General features: G+C 64.6%; 24 protein-coding genes. 14 read left to right on the top strand and 10 right to left on the bottom strand.

Features of this window, described 5'->3' with window-relative positions; genetic code table 11:
• Positions 1–205: 205 nt before the first annotated feature.
• Together TX80_RS03760 and TX80_RS03755 are read right to left on the bottom strand one after the other, a co-directional pair.
• Positions 206–1,507: a YihY/virulence factor BrkB family protein gene (locus TX80_RS03760; protein WP_049921536.1), complete on the bottom strand. Its 1,302-nt coding sequence runs from the start codon at positions 1,505–1,507 to the stop codon at positions 206–208.
• 92 nt (positions 1,508–1,599) lie between these two features.
• Positions 1,600–2,721 (bottom strand): tRNA (guanine(26)-N(2))-dimethyltransferase, encoded by a 1,122-nt coding sequence (locus TX80_RS03755; RefSeq protein WP_049921535.1) that lies wholly within the window; start codon positions 2,719–2,721, stop codon positions 1,600–1,602.
• Positions 2,722–2,840: 119 nt separating this feature from the next.
• Between TX80_RS03755 and TX80_RS03750 the strand changes: the two genes are divergently transcribed.
• The 3 genes from TX80_RS03750 (at position 2,841) to TX80_RS03740 (ending at position 6,245) form a co-directional block, all read left to right on the top strand.
• A complete protein-coding gene (locus tag TX80_RS03750; RefSeq protein WP_049921533.1) occupies positions 2,841–3,197 on the top strand; it encodes a hypothetical protein in 357 nt (118 codons plus the stop codon).
• A gap of 67 nt (positions 3,198–3,264) precedes the next feature.
• On the top strand, positions 3,265–4,767 hold the full coding sequence (locus TX80_RS03745) for a heme-binding protein (RefSeq protein ID WP_049921532.1): 1,503 nt from the start codon (positions 3,265–3,267) through the stop codon (positions 4,765–4,767).
• A gap of 146 nt (positions 4,768–4,913) precedes the next feature.
• The gene (locus TX80_RS03740; protein ID WP_049921531.1) at positions 4,914–6,245 is read left to right on the top strand and encodes a dicarboxylate/amino acid:cation symporter; all 1,332 of its coding nucleotides are present in this window, start codon (positions 4,914–4,916) and stop codon (positions 6,243–6,245) included.
• Between the two features lie 2 nt (positions 6,246–6,247).
• Here the strand turns inward: TX80_RS03740 and TX80_RS03735 are convergent, their stop codons facing one another.
• The 3 genes from TX80_RS03735 to TX80_RS03725 form a co-directional block, all read right to left on the bottom strand.
• Positions 6,248–6,436 carry a hypothetical protein gene (locus TX80_RS03735; protein ID WP_049921530.1) on the bottom strand — a complete coding sequence of 63 codons (189 nt, stop codon included), beginning with the start codon at positions 6,434–6,436 and terminating at the stop codon, positions 6,248–6,250.
• A gap of 193 nt (positions 6,437–6,629) precedes the next feature.
• Positions 6,630–7,013, bottom strand: a complete 384-nt coding sequence (locus tag TX80_RS03730) for a DUF5611 family protein (RefSeq protein WP_049921529.1) — start codon at positions 7,011–7,013, stop codon at positions 6,630–6,632.
• Positions 7,014–7,296: 283 nt separating this feature from the next.
• On the bottom strand, positions 7,297–8,241 hold the full coding sequence (locus tag TX80_RS03725; protein WP_049921528.1) for a DUF7093 family protein: 945 nt from the start codon (positions 8,239–8,241) through the stop codon (positions 7,297–7,299).
• Positions 8,242–8,390: 149 nt separating this feature from the next.
• Here TX80_RS03725 and TX80_RS03720 point away from each other — a divergent pair, with 149 nt between their 5' ends.
• The 3 genes from TX80_RS03720 (at position 8,391) to TX80_RS03710 (ending at position 10,336) form a co-directional block, all read left to right on the top strand.
• Positions 8,391–8,690, top strand: a complete 300-nt coding sequence (locus TX80_RS03720) for a DUF6432 family protein (protein ID WP_049921527.1) — start codon at positions 8,391–8,393, stop codon at positions 8,688–8,690.
• 42 nt (positions 8,691–8,732) lie between these two features.
• Positions 8,733–9,848, top strand: coding sequence for a CAF17-like 4Fe-4S cluster assembly/insertion protein YgfZ (gene ygfZ / locus TX80_RS03715; RefSeq protein ID WP_049921526.1), 1,116 nt, complete (start codon positions 8,733–8,735; stop codon positions 9,846–9,848).
• Between the two features lie 68 nt (positions 9,849–9,916).
• Complete coding sequence (locus TX80_RS03710) at positions 9,917–10,336, top strand: hypothetical protein (protein WP_049921525.1); 420 nt, start codon at positions 9,917–9,919, stop codon at positions 10,334–10,336.
• On the opposite strand, the gene TX80_RS03705 is transcribed toward TX80_RS03710, so the two are convergent.
• Positions 10,326–10,829, bottom strand: a complete 504-nt coding sequence (locus TX80_RS03705; protein WP_049922190.1) for a hypothetical protein — start codon at positions 10,827–10,829, stop codon at positions 10,326–10,328. The genes TX80_RS03710 and TX80_RS03705 overlap by 11 nt on opposite strands.
• A 222-nt stretch (positions 10,830–11,051) precedes the next feature.
• Here TX80_RS03705 and TX80_RS03700 point away from each other — a divergent pair, with 222 nt between their 5' ends.
• On the top strand, positions 11,052–11,261 hold the full coding sequence (locus TX80_RS03700; protein WP_049921524.1) for a hypothetical protein: 210 nt from the start codon (positions 11,052–11,054) through the stop codon (positions 11,259–11,261).
• Positions 11,262–11,402: 141 nt separating this feature from the next.
• Positions 11,403–11,618 (top strand): hypothetical protein, encoded by a 216-nt coding sequence (locus tag TX80_RS03695; RefSeq protein ID WP_049921523.1) that lies wholly within the window; start codon positions 11,403–11,405, stop codon positions 11,616–11,618.
• Between the two features lie 134 nt (positions 11,619–11,752).
• On the opposite strand, the gene TX80_RS03690 is transcribed toward TX80_RS03695, so the two are convergent.
• Entirely contained in the window at positions 11,753–12,190 is a 438-nt protein-coding gene (locus TX80_RS03690) for a hypothetical protein (protein WP_049921522.1), read from the bottom strand.
• A 422-nt stretch (positions 12,191–12,612) separates the two neighbouring features.
• Here TX80_RS03690 and TX80_RS20080 point away from each other — a divergent pair, with 422 nt between their 5' ends.
• Complete coding sequence (locus TX80_RS20080) at positions 12,613–12,882, top strand: D-glucuronyl C5-epimerase family protein (protein WP_195893028.1); 270 nt, start codon at positions 12,613–12,615, stop codon at positions 12,880–12,882.
• A gap of 84 nt (positions 12,883–12,966) precedes the next feature.
• Here the strand turns inward: TX80_RS20080 and TX80_RS03685 are convergent, their stop codons facing one another.
• Complete coding sequence (locus TX80_RS03685) at positions 12,967–13,194, bottom strand: hypothetical protein (RefSeq protein WP_049921521.1); 228 nt, start codon at positions 13,192–13,194, stop codon at positions 12,967–12,969.
• Between the two features lie 223 nt (positions 13,195–13,417).
• Here TX80_RS03685 and TX80_RS03680 point away from each other — a divergent pair, with 223 nt between their 5' ends.
• The 4 genes from TX80_RS03680 to TX80_RS03665 all read left to right on the top strand — a co-directional run bounded on the left by TX80_RS03680 (position 13,418) and on the right by TX80_RS03665 (position 18,752).
• Positions 13,418–15,379, top strand: coding sequence for a hypothetical protein (locus TX80_RS03680; protein WP_049921520.1), 1,962 nt, complete (start codon positions 13,418–13,420; stop codon positions 15,377–15,379).
• A gap of 128 nt (positions 15,380–15,507) precedes the next feature.
• Complete coding sequence (locus TX80_RS03675) at positions 15,508–15,804, top strand: hypothetical protein (protein ID WP_049921519.1); 297 nt, start codon at positions 15,508–15,510, stop codon at positions 15,802–15,804.
• A gap of 4 nt (positions 15,805–15,808) precedes the next feature.
• Positions 15,809–16,780, top strand: a complete 972-nt coding sequence (locus TX80_RS03670; protein WP_049921518.1) for an ArsA family ATPase — start codon at positions 15,809–15,811, stop codon at positions 16,778–16,780.
• A gap of 142 nt (positions 16,781–16,922) precedes the next feature.
• Positions 16,923–18,752, top strand: a complete 1,830-nt coding sequence (locus TX80_RS03665) for a carbon starvation CstA family protein (RefSeq protein WP_049921517.1) — start codon at positions 16,923–16,925, stop codon at positions 18,750–18,752.
• Here the strand turns inward: TX80_RS03665 and TX80_RS03660 are convergent.
• The gene (locus tag TX80_RS03660) at positions 18,749–19,432 is read right to left on the bottom strand and encodes a hypothetical protein (protein ID WP_195893027.1); all 684 of its coding nucleotides are present in this window, start codon (positions 19,430–19,432) and stop codon (positions 18,749–18,751) included. The genes TX80_RS03665 and TX80_RS03660 overlap by 4 nt on opposite strands.
• 169 nt (positions 19,433–19,601) lie before the next feature.
• Between TX80_RS03660 and TX80_RS03655 the strand changes: the two genes are divergently transcribed.
• Positions 19,602–19,826, top strand: coding sequence for a hypothetical protein (locus TX80_RS03655; RefSeq protein ID WP_049921516.1), 225 nt, complete (start codon positions 19,602–19,604; stop codon positions 19,824–19,826).
• A gap of 19 nt (positions 19,827–19,845) precedes the next feature.
• On the opposite strand, the gene TX80_RS03650 is transcribed toward TX80_RS03655, so the two are convergent.
• Positions 19,846–21,045 carry a redox-regulated ATPase YchF gene (locus TX80_RS03650; RefSeq protein ID WP_049921515.1) on the bottom strand — a complete coding sequence of 400 codons (1,200 nt, stop codon included), beginning with the start codon at positions 21,043–21,045 and terminating at the stop codon, positions 19,846–19,848.
• Positions 21,046–21,077 lie beyond the last annotated feature (32 nt).

Below are 21,077 nucleotides of genomic sequence, written 5' to 3'. Positions count from 1 at the left end.
GGACGACGAAATCGTCTACGACGCCTTGGGTGACCACGTCGCGCCGAAGTTCGTCGAAGCCAAACGCCAGGAGTTCGAGGAGTACCTCGTCGACGTCTCCCAGTGGGAACTCGACCGCTACCTCGAAACCTTCTGACGCGGGACGATCGATTTCGAGACGAGAACGAAGTTTTCCGCGCAGTACCGGCCACAGGAGTCCGAACGGTCAGGACCGCCAGTCGCTGATGCGATCGCGGAGCCGGCCCGGCACGCCGAGCAGGGAGAGACCGGCACCGAACAGCACCATCAACAGGTAGACGCCGAGCGTCGAGGTCCAGACGACGAACATCGCCAGAATGGCCCAGCCGTCGGTGAGGAAATAAAACGCCGCGATCGTCATCGCGGTTCCGTAGAGCAAAACGAGGTACGGTCCCCACCCGTGCGCGTGACTCCGGCGGACCCGCCGGCGGACGTACCGTTTGAGTTCGCTCTCGAGCGACTCCTTTTCGACGGTGCGGCGCTCGACGTTCTCCTCGAAGCCCTCGACGCGGTCGCGCAGGCGTTCGATCTCCTCCCGGAGCGCTTCGGGATCGTCCGCTCGGTCTCGGGTTCGGGCGCTCGAACGCGGTCGCGTTCGCTCGCCCGCGCCGTCCTCCGTGGCCCCCTCGTCGGCGTCGGCACCCGTGGCGTCGTCGGTCATCGCTTCTGTTCGAACCTGTCGAGCGCCGGGACTTTGTAGCTGCCGATCCACTTCACGGTCGGCGATGGTGGCGTTGACGACGGCACCGAAAACGAGGATGATCGCGCCGAGATACAGCCAGATGAGGACGAGAAACACGGCCCCCAGCGCGCCGTAGATCACGTACTCGCCGGCGTATCCGGCGTACAGCGAGAACGTTCGGCTCAGCACGAACCAGCCGACCGCGGCGATGATCGTTCCCGGAACCGCCTCGCCGAGGCCGACGTTTGCGTCCGGAAAGACGACGTACAGCGGCAAGAAGGTGGCAAAAAGGCCGAGGACGATAAACGGCGGGCCGAGGAGATCGATGCCGACGAACGGGACGAACCGAACCGCGAGCTCGAGAGCCCCGACGAGCGACAGTCCCACCGAGATCACGAGGAAGACGATCGTCGCGTCCCAGAACGAATCGAACAGCGACTTCGAGGCGGCGGTGCCGTATACCTTGGAAAAGGCCCGATCGAGGCCACGGAGCACTCGGCTCGAGCCCCACAGCAGGCCGACGGCACCGACGACGGTCGCGCTCTGGCGGCCGGTCTCGTCGACGAACGTCTCCGCGAGCAGTTCCTGAGCCGTCGGCGTGAGGACGTCACTTACTGCTGCCGTCAGCCGGGTAGCGAGCGCCTCACCGCCGATCGACGCGGCGATCCCGAGCGCCAGCAGCGTCAGCGGGACGAGCGAGATGAACCCATAGAACGCGACGCCGGCCGCGAGCAACGTCAACTGTTCGGTGCGAGCCAGCCGAACGATCCGGGTCGCAAGCTCGAGGCCCTCGCTGCGGTCGATCACGTCCGGTAGTTCGCCACGCGGACGCAATATGTGGTTGTGTGGCACACGCATGCAGCGGAAACGCGAACATCGTGTCCCGTACCGGTCCGCGGTTACTCGAGGCTCGCTTCGGTCGCCTCGCGGATTTCGCCGACGCCGGCGTCGGTCTTGAACGTCGTTCCGCCGTAGTGGGCGCGCGAGGCCGCGTAGCCCGCATCGCGCAGGTCCGCGAGGAACTCGTCCATCGCGTTGGCGGGGAGTCCCCAGTTCCGACAGAGTTTGTGCTGGTCGTAGTGGGTCGGTTCGTCGAGCTCGGCCTCCAGCGTCTCGCAGAGTTCGCGACCCTTGTCGGCGGTGCCGAACGTGTCGGGGATCTCCGCCCGAACCGCGGCGACGAACTCGCGGTCGCGGACGGGGCCGAGCCAGACGGGGCCGGCCGCGAGGATTCGGCTCCCGTCACAGTGGGGACAGCTCTCGAGCGGGTCGGCGATCAATCCCGGGTCGGCTTCCCGGTACAGGCAGTCCTCGCAGTGGTAGAGGAAGCCTAACTCGTCGATGGCGGCGTCCGCGGACGTTGCCCTGTGCTCGAGCTCGAGGTAGGTCCGGACGTAGTGGCTCGTCGCGTGGGTCAACAGCGGGCGGACCCCGACGTCGTACCGGGCGGCGCTGCGGGCCAGCGCGGAGATGAGGGTTCGAACGCCCATCTCGGGATGGTAGTCGGTGTTTCGAGGGACCGCCGAGTACGAGCGGACGCCGCTGTTGAAGTGGGCACCACACAGGGGCGCGGTGTCGGTCGCGGTCACACAGACCAGATCGCGGCAGTTCGCGAACGCGGCATCGGCAAACGGCATCGGCGTCCCGTAGGGATCGAGATCGATCACGTCGAAGGGTTCGTCGTGCATGAGGGCGCTGACGTTTCGGCGTTCGACCCGCGCCCGGTCGCCACAGCCGTTTCGCTCGAGGTTCGCCCGCGCGAGTTCGACGGCGTCGGCGTCGACGTCACAGCAGGTCACGTCCCAGCCGTCGGCGGCCGCCCGGACGCCGCGGACGCCGCTTGCCGTCATCGCGTCCAGATACGACTCGGCGCGATCCTCGCGCTCGCGGTAGGCTCGCAGCGTCGCGATCGTCAGATCCCGGTTCAACTCCTGTCGCGGGTTGTAAAACACCGACTCCTCGATCCCCTCGGTCTGTTCGCCGGGGACCTCGAGTTCGATCCCGCCCTCCGTGACGCGCATATCCACTCTCGTCGGTACCGGGCGAAAAACGGTGTGGTCTCCCGCGGCGACGCCGGCGGTTCGAAACGCCGCTGGCGGACAACCGAACCGATTTTACAGTTGGGAACACAGTTCCGCTCGTGGCGAACGCGAACCCCGTCGAGCGATGGCAAGCCCAACTCGAGGAGGCCGGCGAGCTGACGCCCGAGATCGTCGAGCGCGTCTCCCGGCTGCACGGCGACCGCGGGGTTCGTGCGATCGAAGCGGTCAGCGAAAACCGGGTCAAGGCCTACCGGGATTTCACCATCGTCGTCGGCTACAAGGACGAGTACATCGTCGAGGACGGCGGCTGTACCTGCAAGGACAGCGAGTACAACCTCGATCCGGATGACCCGACCGACCTCTGTTGGCACACGCTGGCGGTGGCGATCGCCCGGCGGGTCGGCCACGTCGACTACCACGACATGTGGTACTCCGACGTTCGGGAACTGTTGTAAGCGGGCATGCAGCGACGTGTGGGGCGAAACCCTGTCCTTCTTGGCGGTGCCGGCCTAACCCGCGACCATGGAACGACGGCAGCCACCGCAGACGGAAGAGGGTTGGTACGTCCTGCACGATTTCCGGACGATCGACTGGGATGCCTGGCGTGATGCCCCCGATCGTCGTCGCGAACGGGCGATCGACGAGGGGATCGACTACCTCGAGTCGGCAGCCCGCGTCGACGATGCCGACGAGGGGGACTCGGCGACGTTTTCGGTCCTCGGTCACAAGGCCGATCTGCTGGTCCTGCATCTGCGGCCCACGCTGGCCGACATCGATGCGCTCGAGCGGCGGTTCGAACACACGGCGCTGGCCGAGTTCACCGAACGGGCCGACTCGTATCTCTCTGTGACCGAGGTGTCGGGGTACATGTCCCAGGACTACTTCGACGAGGACGCGGAAGTCGAGGACACCGGGCTGGAGCGGTACATCGAGTCGCGGCTCAAACCCGAGATTCCCGACAGCGAGTTCGTCAGTTTCTACCCGATGAGCAAGCGCCGCGGGCCGGACCACAACTGGTACGAACTGCCCTTCGACGAGCGGGCCGACTACCTCGCCAACCACGGCGAGATCGGCAAGGGGTACGCGGGCCGGGTCACCCAGATCATCTCCGGCAGCATCGGCCTCGACGATTTCGAGTGGGGCGTGACGCTGTTCGGCGACGACCCGACCGACGTCAAGGAACTGCTCTACGAGATGCGTTTCGACCCCTCGAGTTCACGGTTCGCCGAGTTCGGCCGGTTCCTCTCGGCCCGGCGGTTCCCGCCGTCCCAGCTCGGTGCCTACCTCGCCGGCGACCCCGTCCCGCAGGCCGGGGCGGACTCGAGCGGTCACCCACACGCCGGCGAGGGCCACCCCCACGGCGGCGACTCGAACGGGCACTCACACGGCGACTCCGGCGGCCGACACGGCGGCGACGAGGGTGACGCCGTCCGCAGCGAACTCGAGGAACGCGGCATCTACGCCGGCCAGCCCCACGGCGAGGACGTTCACGCGGTCGCTCTCTACTCCGAGGCCGATCCCGCCGACCTCTTCGAGGAGGTCGACGGATTGCGATCGAACTTCGACCACTACGATACGCACGTGAAAACGGCCGTCTACGAGCCAAGCGACGTCTCGGCCGGCGGCGACGCCGAAACGGCGGTCGCCAGCCTCTGGGAGACCGAGCGGGCCGCAAACACCGCCGCCGGCTTCCTCGCTGACCTGCCGGGGATCGTCCGACAGGCCGGCGACGACGAGAGCGACTCGTGGGGAACGATGGGGATGTTCTACACCGTCAAGCCCGACCACCGCGGCGACTTCGTCGGCGTCTTCGAGGACACCGGCGACCTGCTCGCGGACATGGACGGCCACCGCAAGACCGACCTGCTTGTCAACCGCGAGGACGAAAACGACATGTTCATCGCCAGCCGCTGGGACTCCCGCGAGGACGCCATGGCCTTTTTCCGCAGCGACGCCTTCTCGGAGGCCGTCGAGTTCGGCCGTGACGTGCTCGAGGACCGGCCGCGCCACGTCTTCCTGGCCTGACCGGTCGGCTCCGGATCGTCCGTGCGGGTCGCCACTCGAGGACCGGGCAGATATGTAAGCTATTTTCCGCTTGGCGAGCGTCACAGGAGGAGGACAGTCTCTCCGAAATCGACACGTGCTGGTGGGTCTCGTCCCAATGACCGTCGATGGCACGGCAAAACGAATCAGTTTTCAGCGCTGTCTGGGCGGTGTATCGTTCCGTTCCGATCGTGTATCGGATCGCGGTCGCGTTCCTGTTTGGCACCGCAGTCGGTGCGGTTTTCGGCGAGCGAGCGGCCGTTCTCTCCCCGCTCGGGGATCTGTTCCTGAGGCTGCTCGAGATGCTGATCGTTCCGTTGATCGTGTTCACGCTGTTGGGCGGCCTCCGAAAGCTCACCCCGTCGAAGCTCGGGAAAGTCGGGGGACTGACGGTCGCTCTCTACGCGGCGACGACGGCCGTTGCGGCCGCGGTCGGGCTGGCGGTCGCGAACCTGTTCGATCCCGGCTCCGCGGTCGAGTTCACCGGCGGCGAAGCCGAGCAGGCCGACCCGCCGACGGTCGCCGACGTCGTGCTCGGCATCGTCCCGGAGAACCCGTTTGCGGCGATGGTCGAGGGTGAAATCCTGTCGATTATCTTCGCCGTCATCGTCTTCGGACTGGCGCTGACGATGGTTCGGGACTCGACGCCCGACGAGTCGATCGAACGCGCGATCGACGGCTTCTTCGCGTTCGTCGAGGCCGGGACCGAAGCGCTGTTCAAGATCGTCTGGGGGGTCATGGAGTACGGCGTGATCGGCGTCTTCGCCCTGATGGCCGCCTCGATCGGAACCGAAGGACTCGGCGCGATCGTGCAACTGGGCGCGCTCGTCGCCGTCATCGCCGTCGGGATCGTGATCCACATGACCGTCACCTACCTCGGGGTGTTTACCGTCGGAGTGCTCGGACAGTCGCCGGTTTCGTTCCTCAGCGGCGCGAAAGACGCCATGGTGACGGCGTTTACGATCCGTTCCTCGAGCGGCACGCTGCCGGTGACGATCGCCAACGCCGAGGAGAACCTCCGGATCGACGAGTCGGTCTACGGATTCGGGTTGCCGCTCGGAGCGACGATCAACATGGACGGCGCGGCGATCAGACAGGCCGTAACGGCAGTGTTTGCCGCTAATCTGGTCGGCGTCTCGCTCGGGCTGGCCGATCAGGTCGTCGTCCTCGCGACCGTGATCCTGATCAGCATCGGCACCGCCGGCGTCCCCGGGGCCGGCCTGATCATGCTCACCGTCATCCTGAACGCGCTCGGGTTGCCCCTCGAGATCGTCGGCTTCGTCGCCGGTGTCGATCCGATCCTCGGCCGGATCGCGACGACGAACAACGTCACCGGCGACCTCGCCGTCGCCTCCGTCGTCGGCAAGTGGACCGGCGCGATCGACCTTTCCGGCGGCGTCTGGGCCGACGGGCCGAACGCAGCGACGGGTGGCGAGGAACGCGTCACGACCGGGGATTGACCTCAGTGCCGGCCCGGATCGGCCGTCTCGTCGTAGAAGAAATAACCGGCGAGTCCCGCAAGCCCAAGCGCGAGGGTAATGTACGGCCAGTTCCCCGGCTCGCGGCCGGTCACGCGTCCGTGACCGGTGACGAACAGGGCAAAGCCGACGTGAGCGCAGGCCGTCGCGAAGAGAAACGCCGAAAGCTCCATTTCACTCGAGAGATACGTGGTGGTCCCAATAGCCGTTTCGAAGCCGGCCCGGCGCGTCTCGAGCAGCCACGGACCGAGGGCTGGTCGACAACACTGTGTGCGAAGCGAGACGGCGTGTGTCGGTCGAGTACCGACCGACGCGTCGCGTGGCAGCGACGCTGTGACGGCGCGAACCGAACGCGGTACAACGGCCTCAGAACTCGTGATCCGGATCGTCCTCGACGGCGCGTTTCATCGAGTCACGGCGTGCCTTGGCGTCCCGACCGGTCGCCTCGAGCAGGAAGTCGTTTTTCGCGTCGACGGCTTCGCTCGCGGCCTCGAGCTCGTCCGGGCCGAGTTCGGTCGGATCGCGTTCGTGGAACTCGACGCCGAGTTTGTCCTTCTTGCCGGAGTACTCGATGGCCCCGACGACGATCTTCTCGAAGACCGGGTTGTCGGGCTCCTCGATGAGGTAGAGGTCGCTTCCCTTGTACTCCTCGGTGCCGGTGATCGGCCCGAAGTAGTCCTCGACCGTCGACTCCATATCGGGGATTCGCTCCTCGAGATACTCGCCGCGACGCATCTTGTACTCTTTCATGGATTGGAGATACACGGCGGAGTGTTTACCTCTTTTCATAGCCGACGTTGTTCGCGCACAACACGTCACTCGAGCGTGACGTTATCGCGGCGTCGAGCCCGGCTGGCGGCGTATCACCGACCGACGTAACCGATGCCGACTACCGCCGGTTCGGTCGATTGACTCCCGTGTGGATACTTGCTTCGGGACCAGCGAGAAGTCGGTTCCGAGATGGGGGATCGATCGGTCGTCGAACACGGTATCCGAGAGCCAGAACCGGCTACAAAGATCCTCTCGAAGGAAGTTACTGGAGCGGCCGTTCGCCGAGATACCCTTTCCGGCAGTCGGGACAGATGTCCCCGGCCCGCAGCGAGCCGCGATCGCCCGCCGCGACGTACTCACAGCGCGGACAGTAGAACTCGGTTGGGCTGTCGTCGGACGGGCCGGTGGCCTCTTCGCCCGGCGTCGGCGCGGCACCGGCTCGCTCGATTCCGGTTCCGGAGTCGCCTGCGGATCCCGACTCGCGGTCGGCGTCGTCGGACGCCCCGCGAGTGGCCGCTTCGGCCGCAACGGCGTCCATATCGACGGTTTCGTCGACGGCACGGGTTCCGGTCGGTGCGTCGTGCTCGAGGACGACCGCATCGTCGTCTACCGGTTCGCCGTCGACGCTGAGGTCGTCGTCCCGATCCGTCTCCGGCCACTCTTCGGGGTCGTTCGACGCTCCAACCGGCGGGCCGACGTCCTCGGACTCCGGCCACTCGCCGCGATCGCGGTCGCGGTCGGTCGCCGGATCGTCCCCGTCGTCGTCGAGGATCTCGCCGTCGTCGGTGACCGGATCGCCGTTTTCGTCCGTGGGAACCTCGATCCCGTCATCGATCGACGACTCGGGGTCGCCCTCGGCGTCGGCCGTGGCGGGACTCTCGGGCTCCGCGGCGTCGATGAACTCGGCATCGTCCTCGCTCTCGTCGTCGGGACCGCCGGACTCCTCGTTTCGGTCGGAACTCGAGTCGGCGGTCTCGGGGTCGGGCTGGGCATCGGACATCGGTTCGTCGGGGGGCGATGGAGCGTTCGTCTCCGCGGAGATACTCGTCACTTCGGTGTTCTCGCTGATGATGTTTCGTTCGCCACAGCGGGAACACTCCTCGTACTCCTGGACGGTTACGACGACCTCACTGCCCCGTTCTTCGCGCTCGCGTTCGACTTCGGCCTCGCCGTAGTCGTGCCCGAGCAGCGAACATCGCAGGACCATTGTCCCACCGTACCGACCCAGGCCATAAAAAACGTACCGCCTGAACCCTCTCGATGCGTGTCACGTCCCGTTCGGGAGAGCGTGGTCGCATCGATCGGACGGAGGTGAACGGCAAACGTCAAATCCCGGGTCGTCGAATAGCAAGACGGATGAGAGCAAAGCAGGAGTACCGAAACCGGGAGCGGACGCAGGTGGCGGTACTCGATGCACTCGTCGATCGTGCCGAAGACGGGATGACCGTCTTCGAACTTCGGGCGGCCGTCGAGGCCGAGATCGACGACCTCGAAGAGGCCCTCTCGACGCTGAAAGCGGACGGGCTGATCGTCGTCGAATCTCACGGGGATGGAACCGTTATCAAGCCCGACGACCGCGTGGTTCCCGACGAACCGACCGACGCGGACGAGAACCAATCGATCGGGGACTGGCTTCGCGATCGGATTCCTTTTTGAATCGAAACGCCTGATACGCTCAGGCCCCTGGGAGTACGCAGGATGAGTGTCATCGAGTCTACGCACGAGGACCACGGAGCCACGTTCGGCGAGCGCGACGGGCGGACGATCGTCGAACACTTCGGGCGACCGGAGCGAACCCACCGCGCGGTGCGCAACGGCGTCGGCCTGCTCGAGTCGGCCTACGGCGTGATCGTCGTCGAGGGAGACGACCGCCTCGAGTACGTGGATAACGTCGTCTCGAACCGCGTCCCGCAAACGGACGGACAGGGCTGTTACGCGCTCGTCCTCGATCCACAGGGCGGCATCGAGGTCGAACTCTACATCTACAACGCGGGCGAGCGATTGTTGCTCTTCGTGCCGCCGACGGAAGCCCGGCCGCTGGCCGAGGAGTGGTCCGAGAAGGTGTTCATTCAGGACGTCGAGATCAGGGTGGCCACCGACGAGTACGCGATCTTCGGCGTTCACGGCCCGCAGGCGACGGAGAAAGTCGCGAGCGTCCTCAACGGGGCCGCGTCGCCCGACGAGTGCTACTCGTTCGTCCGGGGGACGATGGGCGACGAGGGCGTGACCGTCATCCGCACCGACGCGCTCACCGGGGAGGAGAGTTTCGAGGTCGTCTGTGCCGCCGACGATGCCGAGGCCGTCTACGATACGCTTCTCACGCAGGGGATGAACGCTGCACCCTTCGGCTATCGGACCTGGGATACCCTCACGCTCGAGGCCGGCTCGCCGCTTTTCGGGACCGAACTCGCGGGGACGATCCCGAACGTCCTCGGGCTGCGAAACGCACTCGACTTCGAGAAGGGCTGTTACGTCGGCCAGGAGGTCGTCTCCCGCGTGGAAAACCGCGGCCAGCCGAGCCGGAAGCTCGTGGGGTTGACGCTCGAGCCCGAACCGGGCGACGCCGGGAGCGAAGCGGCGGTTCCCGAACCGGGTGCCGCCGTCTTCGACGGCGACGCCTCCGTCGGCGAGATCACCCGCGCCGACGAAAGCCCGATGCTCGAGGACGTCATCGCGCTCGCGATCGTCGAGTTCGACCTCGAGAGCGACGCGGTGACGGTTCGCGTCGGCGGCGAGGAAACCCCTGCAACCCGTACCGAATTGCCCTTCGTCGACGGCTCGGACCGGTCGGACCGACTGCCGGCGTATCAGTAACGTCGACGGCTCGCCCCGCCGGAACTGGCCGGCCCCAACGTCAAGGCCGGCGACGGTGGAGTCCCCGTATGGGCTCGAGTAGCGACACGCCGATCGACGCGACGACCGACTTCGAGGAACTGTCCGCACGCGTTCGCACCCAATCCCAGCGGGCTCCGGGCTCGGACACCGAGCGGGTGACGATCCGGTCGTTCGAGGACGTCAGCTCCGAGACGCTCTCGGAACTGCTCGAGACTGCGGAAAGCGGGGCTTCCCATCCGGGCGATCTCGTCTTCGTCCTCTCGCGGACCAACGCCGAACGGCTCCGCGAGCAGGAGTTCGATCTCGACGAAAGCGACGACCTCGCGGACGAACTCGGTCGGCCGATACAGGTCGAGGACGAGATGCCGGACGATACGATTCTCCTGCTGGCTCCGGATGCGGTCGACGGCGAAGAGATCGTCGATCCGGACGCGATCGCGTGCGGGCTCGTCGGCACTACCGATTGAGCGGCTCCGGTCTCGATCCGGTCTCGAAGATTTCCGCGTACAGGCTCTCCGCGAGCGGATCGAGGTCCGACTCCGCCTCGTTTGCGGCCATCGTGTCGGCGACGCCTCGCCACTCGATCGACACCCGGGCGATCGGGATCAGCGCAAGCCCGCCGATAGTGACAGTCCCTTTCGGCGTTGTCACCGTCCATTCCGTCCGCATGCCGTTGGCCGACCGGGAAACGTCCTCGATCCGCCCGCCGGCGTCTGCCCACCGTTCGACGAGTCCGTCGGTGATTCGACGCAGTTGCCGTTCGCCCAGCAGGTGGGCCACGATCCCGCCACCCGAAAGGAGGACGAATGCAGCGAGTCCCAGCGACACGCCACCGTACGGAAGGTTCATCGACGCTGCAAGCCCCGCCGTTACGACGACCAGACCGAGAACCCGTGCATCGAACGCAGTGGGAACCGTCCCACTCCAAGTGGGTTCCTGGGAAGGCTGCTCGAGTTGCATCTGGTCGGGTGTGGCGTCGATGAGCGGATAGCCGTTCCCCTGTTCGAGTTCGGGCTTTATGGGCTTGGTGGACGGCGAGCAGTCTCCCGCTTTCGATTCGTGGCGAAACGGTCCGACCTGAGAATCCATCGGCATCGGGACCGCCTGCGTCGAGCGCTCGACCGTTTTCGAAACCGGAACTCACGCGATACCACTATGGGGGACGCCGGCCCAAGGACGAATATGGACGCATCCGACGTCACCGTCGACCTGGAAATCGAAGTCGAAGTGGATACCGACGAACTCGAACTCGAGGTCGAGGACCGACGCGAAGTCGAGGGACAACTCGACGCCAACGGCGTCACGATCGAAGTCGAAGCGGAAATCGAGGTCGAGGACGGCGACGGTACTGCCGACGAATCCGGTGGAGCGGACGGGACGGAAGAAGGCTAGACGACGGTACTGGACCAGTTTCCGTTGTCCGTCTGCCCCCGATCGTCGCGATCGGGGGGTCGGACTGTAACGGCCCCAACCTAAAACCCGAACCGGTGAAGTCGGTCGGTTTTCCGGGCCGAACCCTTGGGATCTGACGGTATGGCTCGGGACTACGCTGGCGACATGCGGTGGGGCTGGACGTGTCCCCGCTGTAGTGCGGACGCACCGGTTACGAGGGATCCCAGTTCGGAAACGTTCCGCTGGGAGTGTTCGACGGACTCCTGTCCGGCGATCGGGTTCGGGTTTTCCTCGCGGCGCAAGGCCAGACTGGCGCTCCGGGAGTTCAGCGAGCGGTATCGGAACATCTACCGGTAGCTCGTCGCCGAGTCGTCGAACCGAACGCGGCCCCGATCGGCGCGACCAACCCGAGGCCGTCGATCGTGGGGGACAGCTACTGCCGATGGAACGCTCGAGGACGGCGGTACCGCGACCGCAATCCCCTCGTGATGTCACTCTCGGGCCGGTTCCTCGACGCGATCGTAGCAGTTCCACCGATCGGGCGTGCTCAGCGTCGCCAGCTGTCCATTCGCGCCGTGGACATCGACGCCGCCGATAACCACGTCGCTGGCGGCGCTTTCCCCGACCATTGCGGCGGCGTCCACGGTCATGGGAAGGTCCGCGTCCAGATCGAGCACGTCGTCCCACCAGCGGCCGTTATCATCGTAGTAGCCGACGAACACGGAGACGAATTCCGCCTCGAGCGAATTACCCGTGATCTGAACGTTCGAACAGTCCTGCAGGACGATCGCGACGCCGTTCTCGAGCGTCCACTCCGGCCGAAGCGGTTGCTGGGTGTCCCGTGCTGCCAGTACCGGATTCACGGCGACGGCACTCGTGCCAACAGCCGCTAACACGGCCCGTCGCGGAAGGGTAGCGCGATCCTTCATGGGGATACCGTCAACGGACCATCACAAATAGCCCATAGTTATGGTACTGGACAGTCACGTTCCGATTGAAATCTCGTCTCGCGACGACAGTGCCGTTGGTCGTGTATACCGGACTCTCCGAATATTGCTCTCTCGTCACTCATCAGTGATTCAGTCTGACCAATATCAGTGATCGTCCGTCCGAATACACGTTCACGGAACTCTGTACAAGGGCTTAACAGGAATACGGTGATATCCGGCTGCATGGCAGATCGTCGGTCGGTACTTCCGTCATATCGATCTCGTCAGTCGCGGCCCTCGGTGGTTGCGTGACTTCCCGGCGGCAAAATGGGTTGATCTAGAGCTGAAGGATCACGGGTACGACGAGTGGCCACAACCGGTGCCGGATCGAGTCTCGTTCGAACCCTCCTTCGACTTGCATAGTGTCTGGAATCTATGAATACTGGCAGGCAACTCGACGGGAGGCCGTTAGAGAACGAGCGCTCGCTGCGATCCGGACGATCGGAGAGACGGTCGATGAGTTCCGCGTTCCCGGAGACGTGAGCCTGTATTGTTTGAAACACGGCGTCCAGTCAGCGTCGTACCATGGGTTACATATCTCACAACTCGACGAACTGCATCGGTTGACTGGTGATGATCGATTTGCGGAGTTTCGGGACGTGTTCCGCGCTGATTACGACCCCGATGGGTAAGATGCGACGGTTCTCTCGCTCCCGATATGGCTCGCTCCGGTGGCATTGCATCGACGATTCGGTCCGGGCAGGCTGACGGCCCCGTCATCCGGTGACCACGTGTGTCAGCAGAAACAGTCCGACCGCAACTGCAACGGCGGTCGTCCGACTGTACTCGAGCACGCCGAGAACGGCCCCGCCCCACACGATCGACCAGCCGAACACCGCAGAGAGGACGGCGTTCAAAACGAGCAACACCCGCGGATCTCCGTGGGAGGACTCGAGTCCCTCCCGAAACCCATCGTCCCTGCCGGAGTTCCGATCGCCGGTCATGGCGCAATACGCGGGTGTCGACCACTTAGCCGTTTCCCGTCTACTGACGCCTTGCCCGGTCGGTGGTTCAGGCTCGGACTGGAACGCACGGTCGGCATCACGGTCTCGGTCGTCCGCCCCGGTGTTCCGGAATGAAGCCACCGACGACGAATCACCATCATGTTTCTGGGGTAGAAAGTGATGAAAACTTACTTGTAATCCCCGGGTCAAGTTCGGCGTGACTATGACACAGTGTCCCCGCCGGACCCTCCTTGGAGGCATTGGCACGACGATTACCGTCGCACTGGCCGGAAACGCGGTCGCAGCGACGGAGGACGACGTCGCGTCCGAGAGCGCGTCCGTTCCATCGGAGTTCGATTCGCTTCTCGATTACCTTCCGGCCACGGTTGCGTCGGAGACGATGATGATTTCGGCTGTCGACTTCGAGCGCCGACGCGAGGCAAACGAACCGCACGAAATGAATCCACATACCGGTTCGTTCGATATCGATTCCGAGGCCGTCACAAAGCACGTTTCCGTGTTGGATTTCGGGGATGGGTACTCTCAGCCGATCACCGTGCTCAGCGGCGACATCGAAATCGACGGCGACGCCGAGACCCGCAAAACCGACGACGGAGTCGAATACGACTTCTACGACAGTGCCACTACCGATCTCGTCGCCGCCGATCTCGACGAAGTCATCGTCATCGGTAAGGAGTCGGGGATGCTCGAGGACGCCGTCGCCGCAGGTGCGGGCGAGAACACTCGACTACTGGAATCGGAATCCGAGGTCGCGGAAGCGTTCGAGACCGTCGACGACGCTGACAGCTACAACATCACCGTCGGCGACGAACAGTTAGGCCGTGAGATCGACGCCGACGCCGACGTTCGATACGCGGTCCACGCATCGACCGTCCTCGATCCGGATACGATGGCGGTCCAACTCGTCTTCGCGTTCGAGGACGAATCCGACGTGACCGACGAACTCGTGGAATCCCTCACCGGCGAGTTGGCGTACATGTCGTCCGAGGGCGAGCCCACAGTCGAGGTCGACGGCGCGGTCATCACCGTCACCGGCGAACGTGACCTCGAGAAGGAACGCGCCATCCGCGAACACGAGAGTCCCGGCATGCTCCAAACCGACCGCGATATCGATCCCGACGACGACATGCTCGAACTCGAAGTCGGGCGCGGCGATCCGACGCCGGTCGAGGACCTCACGCTCGAACTCGCCGATGAGGAGTACGACCGCGAGATCTGGGCCGACGGTCACGGGACGATCGAGGAGGGCGACACGATTCAAATCGACATGGACGACGTCGAGCCGAACGTCTCGGTGACCCTCAATCACGATCACGAACTCGGGAGTAGTTCGTCCGGGACGACGATCCTCAACCGGTTCGAGTTCGTGTACGACTACGACCTCGACGCCGAGACGCTCACCGTCGAGTACGCCGATGACTTCACGCTTGACGGCGACAGGATCCACCTCGCGGTCTACGAGGAACGGCCGTACTATCGCCACGACGAGGACGAACCCGAACCCCGAACGACCCGCCAGCCCTGGACCGGTGAAACGGTCCAAAGCGGCCATCAGGAAACGCTCGAGGGGATTCGTCCGGGTGACGCCGTCATCGTCGGCTGGGACGGAGCGAGCTACAAGGACAGCATCGGGACCGAATTCGTCGACCCACCGGGGCTCGTTCGCTTCGAGTACGACTACGGCAGCGAGACGCTTTCGGCGACTATCGAGTTCGGTGAAGACGCCGACGTGGCCGAACAGCCGGCCGAGAAGTACGAACTGCTGGTCGAGGAGGAGCCGGCCGACACGCAGTGGACCGACGAGTACGAGACCGTCTCCGACGGCGCGACGATCGAGGTCACGGACGTCCCGATCGGAACCAACGTGTCCGCGGTCTGGGGAGACGACGAGATCACTGTCGGCGGGACCAAAACCCGACCCTCGATCGAACTCGAACTCGACGGGAACGAGATCGAACACGTCGGCGGCGATGCGCTTCTCGCGTCGAAACTCACGGCCACCGCATGGGCGGAAGACGGACGGACCGAGGTCGACCTCGGCGACGAGATCGACGGCGACTTCGAAGAAGGTGACACCGTGACCTTCGACGTCGACGGGATCCGACATGTGACGCTCAAGTACGACGAGGAGTATCGAGTCGGATTCGCATACACCGAGTCGTAACGGCCCCAAGAGCGTCTCGTCGAAAGGTGGACCGTTGCGGAATCGAGCGTGCCCGTTCGGGCATCTCCTGTGACCGCATCGATGACGGCGTGACAGCTTTTTGCCTCGAGCGACAATCATGCCCAACGATGACAGTTGCCGACCGGATCGCGGCCTACCGGGCGACGCTCGAGGAGTGGCTCCACGGACTCTATCACGGACTGATCGTCCATCCGGCCTCCGAGAAGATCGAGGCCGAGGCCGAGGATCTCGAGGATGCGTTCATGCTGGCGTGTTTCCCCGACGCCTTCGGCGTTCCGAGTCCGGTGTCGTACTACACGGCCGAACTCCTGCCACACCTGCAAGCGGAGTTCGAGGCCTGGGAACGGCGACTGTGGGATCGGCGGTCGCTCATCGAACGCAAGGGACACCAGTATCACTTCTGAGGCGATGACGGAATTCGTCTTCTTCGGCGGCAAAGGCGGGGTCGGTAAGACGACGATCGCGAGCGCCTACGCGCTCGAGTGTGCTGACGCGGGTCTCGAGACGCTCGTGGTCTCGACGGACCCGGCACACAGTACGGCCGACGTCTTCGAACAGGAGTTCGGCGACGATCCACAACCGATCGAGGGGTACGACGGGCTCTCGGCGATGGAGATCGATCCGGAGCGGGAGGTACAGGAACACCTGCAGGGGCTCAAACAACAGCTGAGCGAGCAGGTGAGCGCGGCGATGGTCAACGAAATCGACGCCCAGCTCGAGTTGGCCCATCGGACGCCCGGAGCGTACGAATCGGCCCTGTTCGACCGGTTTATCGAGGTGATGCAAAACGCCGACCCGTACGAGACCGTCGTGTTCGATACCTCGCCGACCGGGTCGACGCTGCGGTTGCTCGCATTGCCCGACCTGCTCGAGCGGTGGGTCGAGCGGCTGCTGGAAAAGCGCGAGCGCAGCATCGACCGCTACGAGAAGGCCGCGATCGGGAACCGAAAGCCCCGGCGCGTGATGGACGGCGACCCAATCGTGGCGCGCCTGCAGGAGCGCAAGGAGCGATTCGAGTTCGCCGGGACGGTGTTGCGCGAGGAGGCGACGTTCTATCTCGTGTTGAACCCCGACGAACTCTCGATCCGCGAGACGCGGCGGTCGATCGAGACGCTCGAAGCCGCCGACCTGTCCGTTCGGGGACTCGTCGTCAACCGGTTGACCCCCGAACCCGACCCGCACGAGGAGGGTCGAGGGGCGCGGTATCTCCGCCGGCGCGTCGCAACCGAACGCGACCGACTCGAGCACATCGACGACGCGTTCGACGTCCCGACCGTCGCGACGATCGAAACTCGGCCCGAGGAGGTTCGGGGAACCCTTCTCGAGGACGTCGCCGCCGAACTCGAGGTCAAACCGGGCGAGGAACTGCGGATCGGCTAGCGACCGTGGATCAGCGGGCTGGCGGGGACGGCGGACCGATTCGTGTGTCTCGGTGAATTTCGATCGGGATCGAAAATTCATGTATTGTGGGGAATTATATTTATAATGGTTCCGTGCGACCCATGGTACGGGAGACAATACCATGGCAGGAGTGATCTGGATCGTCGCGCTGGTGTTGGCGCTGTTTACCGCCGCGTACTTCGGATACGGGCGGTATCTCTCGCGGTTCGTCGACCTCGACGACAGTCGGGAGACGCCGGCACACAAGTATCAGGACGGACAGGAGTACGTTCCCGCGAAGAAGCCTGTGTTACTGGGGCATCACTACTCGAGCATCGCCGGGGGTGCGCCCATCGTCGGGCCGATCACGGCCGCGCTGGTCTGGGGATGGGTCCCGGCGGTGCTGTGGGTCGCGATCGGGAACCCGCTGATCGGCGCGGTTCACGACTTCATCTCGCTGTCGGGGAGCCTTCGACACGAGGGGAAGTCGATCGGCTACATCATCGGCGAGTACGTCGGCGAGCGCGGCAAGAACATGCTACTGTGGTTCGCGTTCCTGTTGACGATTCTGGTGGTGGCAGTGTTCGCGCTGGTCATCGGCATCGTCTTCGACGCCTATCCGCAGGCTGCCACGGCGAGCCTCCTCTACATCGCGCTCGCGTTCGGATTTGGCTTCTGGCTGTACCAGTTGAACCTGCCGTTCTCGGTCGGGACGGTCGTCTTCGTCGCCGGCATCTTCGCGTCGGTGTACGTGGGTATCAGGTACCCGATCGCGCTGTTCGGCTCGGAGTTTCCGAACGCCACGGGGACGATCGTCCTGTTCGGCGAGACCGCTCCGGCGGTGGTCCCCGAACTCGGTTTTAACGCGAACATCGGCGCGTGGGTGGTGATAATGCTCGTTTACGGTGGGCTCGCCAGCGTCTTGCCGGTGTGGATGCTCCTCCAGCCCCGCGACTACCTGTCGTCGTTCCTGCTGTACACCGGCGTCGGTGGCGCACTGCTTGCCGTCATCGTCGGCACGTTCGTCACCACCACCAGCGAGCCGCTCACGTTTCAGGTCGATGCGTGGTACGGGGTGTTCGGCAGCGACAACGCGGCGTACGAACTGATGCCGCTTTTCCCGTTGCTGTTCATCACGATCGCTTGCGGGACGATCAGCGGGTTCCACTCGCTGGTCTCCTCGGGAACGACGGCCAAACAGTTGGACAAGGAGACGGACGCTCGGCTGATCGGCTACGGCGGGATGCTCGGCGAAGGCCTGCTCGCCGCCGTCGCGCTCTGTACCATCGCCGTGGTCGGGATCGCCGAAGGGACCGGTATCGGGCTCGCGCTCCCGAACTTCGCGACTGGGGGCGGCGTGATCTTCACCGCCTTCGGCATCCCGGAGAGCTACGGCGCGCCGTTCATGGCGCTCGTCCTCGCCAGCTTCCTCCTGACCAGCATGGACACCGCCGTCCGACTCAGCAGATACATGGTCGAAGAGGTCATCGGGACCCCCGAAACGTCGATCGAGGGCTACGGCGCGAATCGGTACGTAAACACGAGCATCATCGTGATCGTCGCGTTCCTGCTTCTCGGAACGGGAAGCTGGGAGGACCTGTGGCTGTTGTTCGGCGGTGCAAACCAGTTGCTCGCCGCGCTGGCGCTGCTTACCGGAACCGTCTGGCTCGCCAACTGGGACCGAAGCAAACAACTGCTCAGTACGGGCGTCCCGCTGGTGGTGATGGCAGTCATTACGGTCATCGGTCTCCTGTGGGTCGCACTCTATCAGGTGCTGTACACTCGGCTCCTGTCGGGCGATCCCGGATTCTGGACCTGGATCGCCGGCAGCAGCCAGTTCGTCATCAACCTGACGCTGGTCGGACTCGCCGTGGCCTTGCTGTGGCTCGGCTACGGCAACATCAAGTCCACGGGAACCGTCGGCGAAGAACCAGTCGCCGCCGACGGCGGCGATACAGCCGAGGACGATTAGAGCTGTAGCCGCCGGGCGATCAGCTCGAGAACACCGGGCTCCTCCCGTTCGATCGGCTCCCAGAGCCGAAAGGCCGTCGCGACGTCGGCGTTCTCGCTTGCAACCGCTTCCTCCCGCTCGGGTGTGACGACGACCACGTTGAGTTCGTAGTGGCCGTGGTACCCGTAGGACAACAGCGTCCGTTCGGCGAAGCGGGTAACGCGGCTCCGTACCGCCTCGGGGATCGACGGCGCGAGCAGGACGAACGTAAATTCCGTACAGAAGTGTTCCTCGTCGGGCTCGATCCACTCGTCGGCCAACTCGCGGCCGAGATCGAGGTACCGATCGAGCGTTCGGTCGTCGACTCGAGGCACGTGCGTGACGAACAGGTGTTCCGTCGACTCGTGTTCGGCGATCGAGATCGAAGGATGGAGGAAGTGTTTCCGGTTGACGATATCCATCCGCCCGTACAGCGTGAACCGCTCGTTCCCGACATCGTAGTCCTTCTCGAGGTCGTAGTTGTACATGAGTCGGGTACTGACCCGATCGACGTACTCGTCGTCCCAGTCGGGAACCTCCTCGCGGCGGTCACGTGGACCCGACTCGCGTTCGCGGTCCGCTGCCGTCGCTCCGTCGGCCGCGTCCGGGCGGTCGATCCCCGTTTCGGTGCGATCGTCCGTGAATCGCTCGTGATCACGCATTCCTGTCACCGTGTGCGGACGTCGCTGACGCGGCTCCGTCTCGAGCCGTCGCCGCCGAGCCGGTTACGGCGGGTCGTTCCATGTGGTCACATATCATGCGTGAGCCAAAAGTCCGTCGGCGCAGCCGGTACCAGCGTTTAAGAATCGCCGGACCGTACCACGGTATAACATGCCAAAGGAACGGGAAGCGTGTGGCCGCTGTTCGATGTCAGTTGCGGTCGACGTCGCGGAGACCGACCGTAACGAGGACGGCCGAGCGGGCCGCGATCCCGTCGACGAGAACCGGATCGAGGTCGACGAGGACGAGTTGCGTACCGTCTCACCAGACGGCTGGATCGCGGGGGTCTCGAGCCGCCTCGACGGTGCCGTCGAGCGGCTCATCTGGGGCCGGTAACCGGCCGCCCTCTCGAGTATCAGTTCGTCGTGATGATCTCGATCACGTCGCGGGCCTCGACCTCGTAGTCCTTACCGAGTTGGCGGTTCGTCCGGCAGTCGATTGCGTGCAGGAAGCCATCGCCGATGTCTGAGTGGAGGCTGTACGCGAAGTCCTCGGCGGTCGATCCCGGCGGGATCAGGTAACAGTCCGGGAGCACTTCGCCGCGTTCGTTCCCCAGCCCGTTCGCGCCGCCGGGGAAGACCGGTGTCACGCCGAGAACGTCGAACAGCGCCGTTTCGAGGGCCGCCTGCACCCCCGTCGCGCCGTAGTCGTCGAGAAAGGTCCGGATCTGCTCGAGTCCCTGCTCTTGCTCGCCCGAAATATCGCCCGTGATTTCGAAATCCGCATCGCCCGGTCGGTAGTCGACGACGCCGGCCCTATCGGCGGACTTCAGCGCTTTCTCCGCGTGGGCACTACAGGGGACGAACGTGAGGTGGGCGTAGTCCGGGTCGCTCGTGATCCCCTCGTAGTTCTCCTGTGCGGCCGGCAGATCCATCTTGTTCGCCGCGACGACCATCGGTTTGGTTTCCTTGCGGATCTCGCGGGCGAGTTCGAGTCTGTCCTCGGCATCCCACGCCTCGGGTTCGAAGCCGACATCGACGCGCCGGATCAGGCGTTTGATCTCGTCTTCGGTGGTCTTGAACGCGCTCATCTGCTCGGCGAGTTCCTCCTCGATGGCGTCGTCCTCGGTCGTATACCCCGACTCGTAGCGTTCGATCCCCTTCTCGAGGACGCCGAGATACCACTGGTCGAGTTCCTCCTCGAGGAAGTCGATGTCCTTCCGGGGGTCGTGGTCCTCGGTGGGTTCGCCCTCGAGATCGGTCTGGCCGGAGAAGTCGACGACGTGGACGAGCACGTCGGTTTCGTTGAGGTCAGTGAGGAACTGGTTGCCCAGTCCGGCACCCTCGTGGGCACCCGGAATGAGGCCGGCGACGTCGACGAGTTTCGTCGGAACGAACCGCGTGCCGTCGTCGCAGTAGCCGACGTTCGGGGTACACTCCTCGTCGAACTCGGGGGCCGCACAGTCGACGCGGACGTAGGCCTCGCCCACGCTTGGGTCGATCGTCGTGAACGGATAGGCACCTTCGGGAACGTCGTTCATCGTCGCCGCGTTGAAAAAGGAGGACTTGCCGACGGACGGTTTGCCGACGAGTCCAATCCGGTAACTCGTACTCATTGGTCGTCCCTGGTGCGGCCCGACTAAACGGG

Source organism: Halopiger djelfimassiliensis, assembly GCF_000455365.1.
Lineage (GTDB): Archaea > Halobacteriota > Halobacteria > Halobacteriales > Natrialbaceae > Halopiger_B > Halopiger_B djelfimassiliensis.
Note: the sequence above shows the minus strand (reverse complement) of the source record. Positions and strands in the feature narration are given on the sequence as shown.

Bases quoted from the DNA above. Each gene is read 5' to 3' on its own strand.
- TX80_RS03755 (WP_049921535.1), bottom strand. From the start codon at position 2,721: ATGCGCGTCACGGAGGGCGGGATCGAACTCGAGGTCCCCGGCGAACAG.
- TX80_RS03745 (WP_049921532.1), top strand. From the start codon at position 3,265: ATGGAACGACGGCAGCCACCGCAGACGGAAGAGGGTTGGTACGTCCTG.
- TX80_RS03740 (WP_049921531.1), top strand. From the start codon at position 4,914: ATGGCACGGCAAAACGAATCAGTTTTCAGCGCTGTCTGGGCGGTGTAT.
- TX80_RS03735 (WP_049921530.1), bottom strand. From the start codon at position 6,436: ATGGAGCTTTCGGCGTTTCTCTTCGCGACGGCCTGCGCTCACGTCGGC.
- TX80_RS03730 (WP_049921529.1), bottom strand. From the start codon at position 7,013: ATGAAAGAGTACAAGATGCGTCGCGGCGAGTATCTCGAGGAGCGAATC.
- TX80_RS03725 (WP_049921528.1), bottom strand. From the start codon at position 8,241: ATGGTCCTGCGATGTTCGCTGCTCGGGCACGACTACGGCGAGGCCGAA.
- TX80_RS03720 (WP_049921527.1), top strand. From the start codon at position 8,391: ATGAGAGCAAAGCAGGAGTACCGAAACCGGGAGCGGACGCAGGTGGCG.
- ygfZ (WP_049921526.1), top strand. From the start codon at position 8,733: ATGAGTGTCATCGAGTCTACGCACGAGGACCACGGAGCCACGTTCGGC.
- TX80_RS03710 (WP_049921525.1), top strand. From the start codon at position 9,917: ATGGGCTCGAGTAGCGACACGCCGATCGACGCGACGACCGACTTCGAG.
- TX80_RS03705 (WP_049922190.1), bottom strand. From the start codon at position 10,829: ATGCAACTCGAGCAGCCTTCCCAGGAACCCACTTGGAGTGGGACGGTT.
- TX80_RS03700 (WP_049921524.1), top strand. From the start codon at position 11,052: ATGGACGCATCCGACGTCACCGTCGACCTGGAAATCGAAGTCGAAGTG.
- TX80_RS03695 (WP_049921523.1), top strand. From the start codon at position 11,403: ATGGCTCGGGACTACGCTGGCGACATGCGGTGGGGCTGGACGTGTCCC.
- TX80_RS03690 (WP_049921522.1), bottom strand. From the start codon at position 12,190: ATGAAGGATCGCGCTACCCTTCCGCGACGGGCCGTGTTAGCGGCTGTT.
- TX80_RS03685 (WP_049921521.1), bottom strand. From the start codon at position 13,194: ATGACCGGCGATCGGAACTCCGGCAGGGACGATGGGTTTCGGGAGGGA.
- TX80_RS03680 (WP_049921520.1), top strand. From the start codon at position 13,418: ATGACACAGTGTCCCCGCCGGACCCTCCTTGGAGGCATTGGCACGACG.
- TX80_RS03675 (WP_049921519.1), top strand. From the start codon at position 15,508: ATGACAGTTGCCGACCGGATCGCGGCCTACCGGGCGACGCTCGAGGAG.
- TX80_RS03670 (WP_049921518.1), top strand. From the start codon at position 15,809: ATGACGGAATTCGTCTTCTTCGGCGGCAAAGGCGGGGTCGGTAAGACG.
- TX80_RS03665 (WP_049921517.1), top strand. From the start codon at position 16,923: ATGGCAGGAGTGATCTGGATCGTCGCGCTGGTGTTGGCGCTGTTTACC.
- TX80_RS03660 (WP_195893027.1), bottom strand. From the start codon at position 19,432: ATGCGTGATCACGAGCGATTCACGGACGATCGCACCGAAACGGGGATC.
- TX80_RS03655 (WP_049921516.1), top strand. From the start codon at position 19,602: ATGCCAAAGGAACGGGAAGCGTGTGGCCGCTGTTCGATGTCAGTTGCG.
- TX80_RS03650 (WP_049921515.1), bottom strand. From the start codon at position 21,045: ATGAGTACGAGTTACCGGATTGGACTCGTCGGCAAACCGTCCGTCGGC.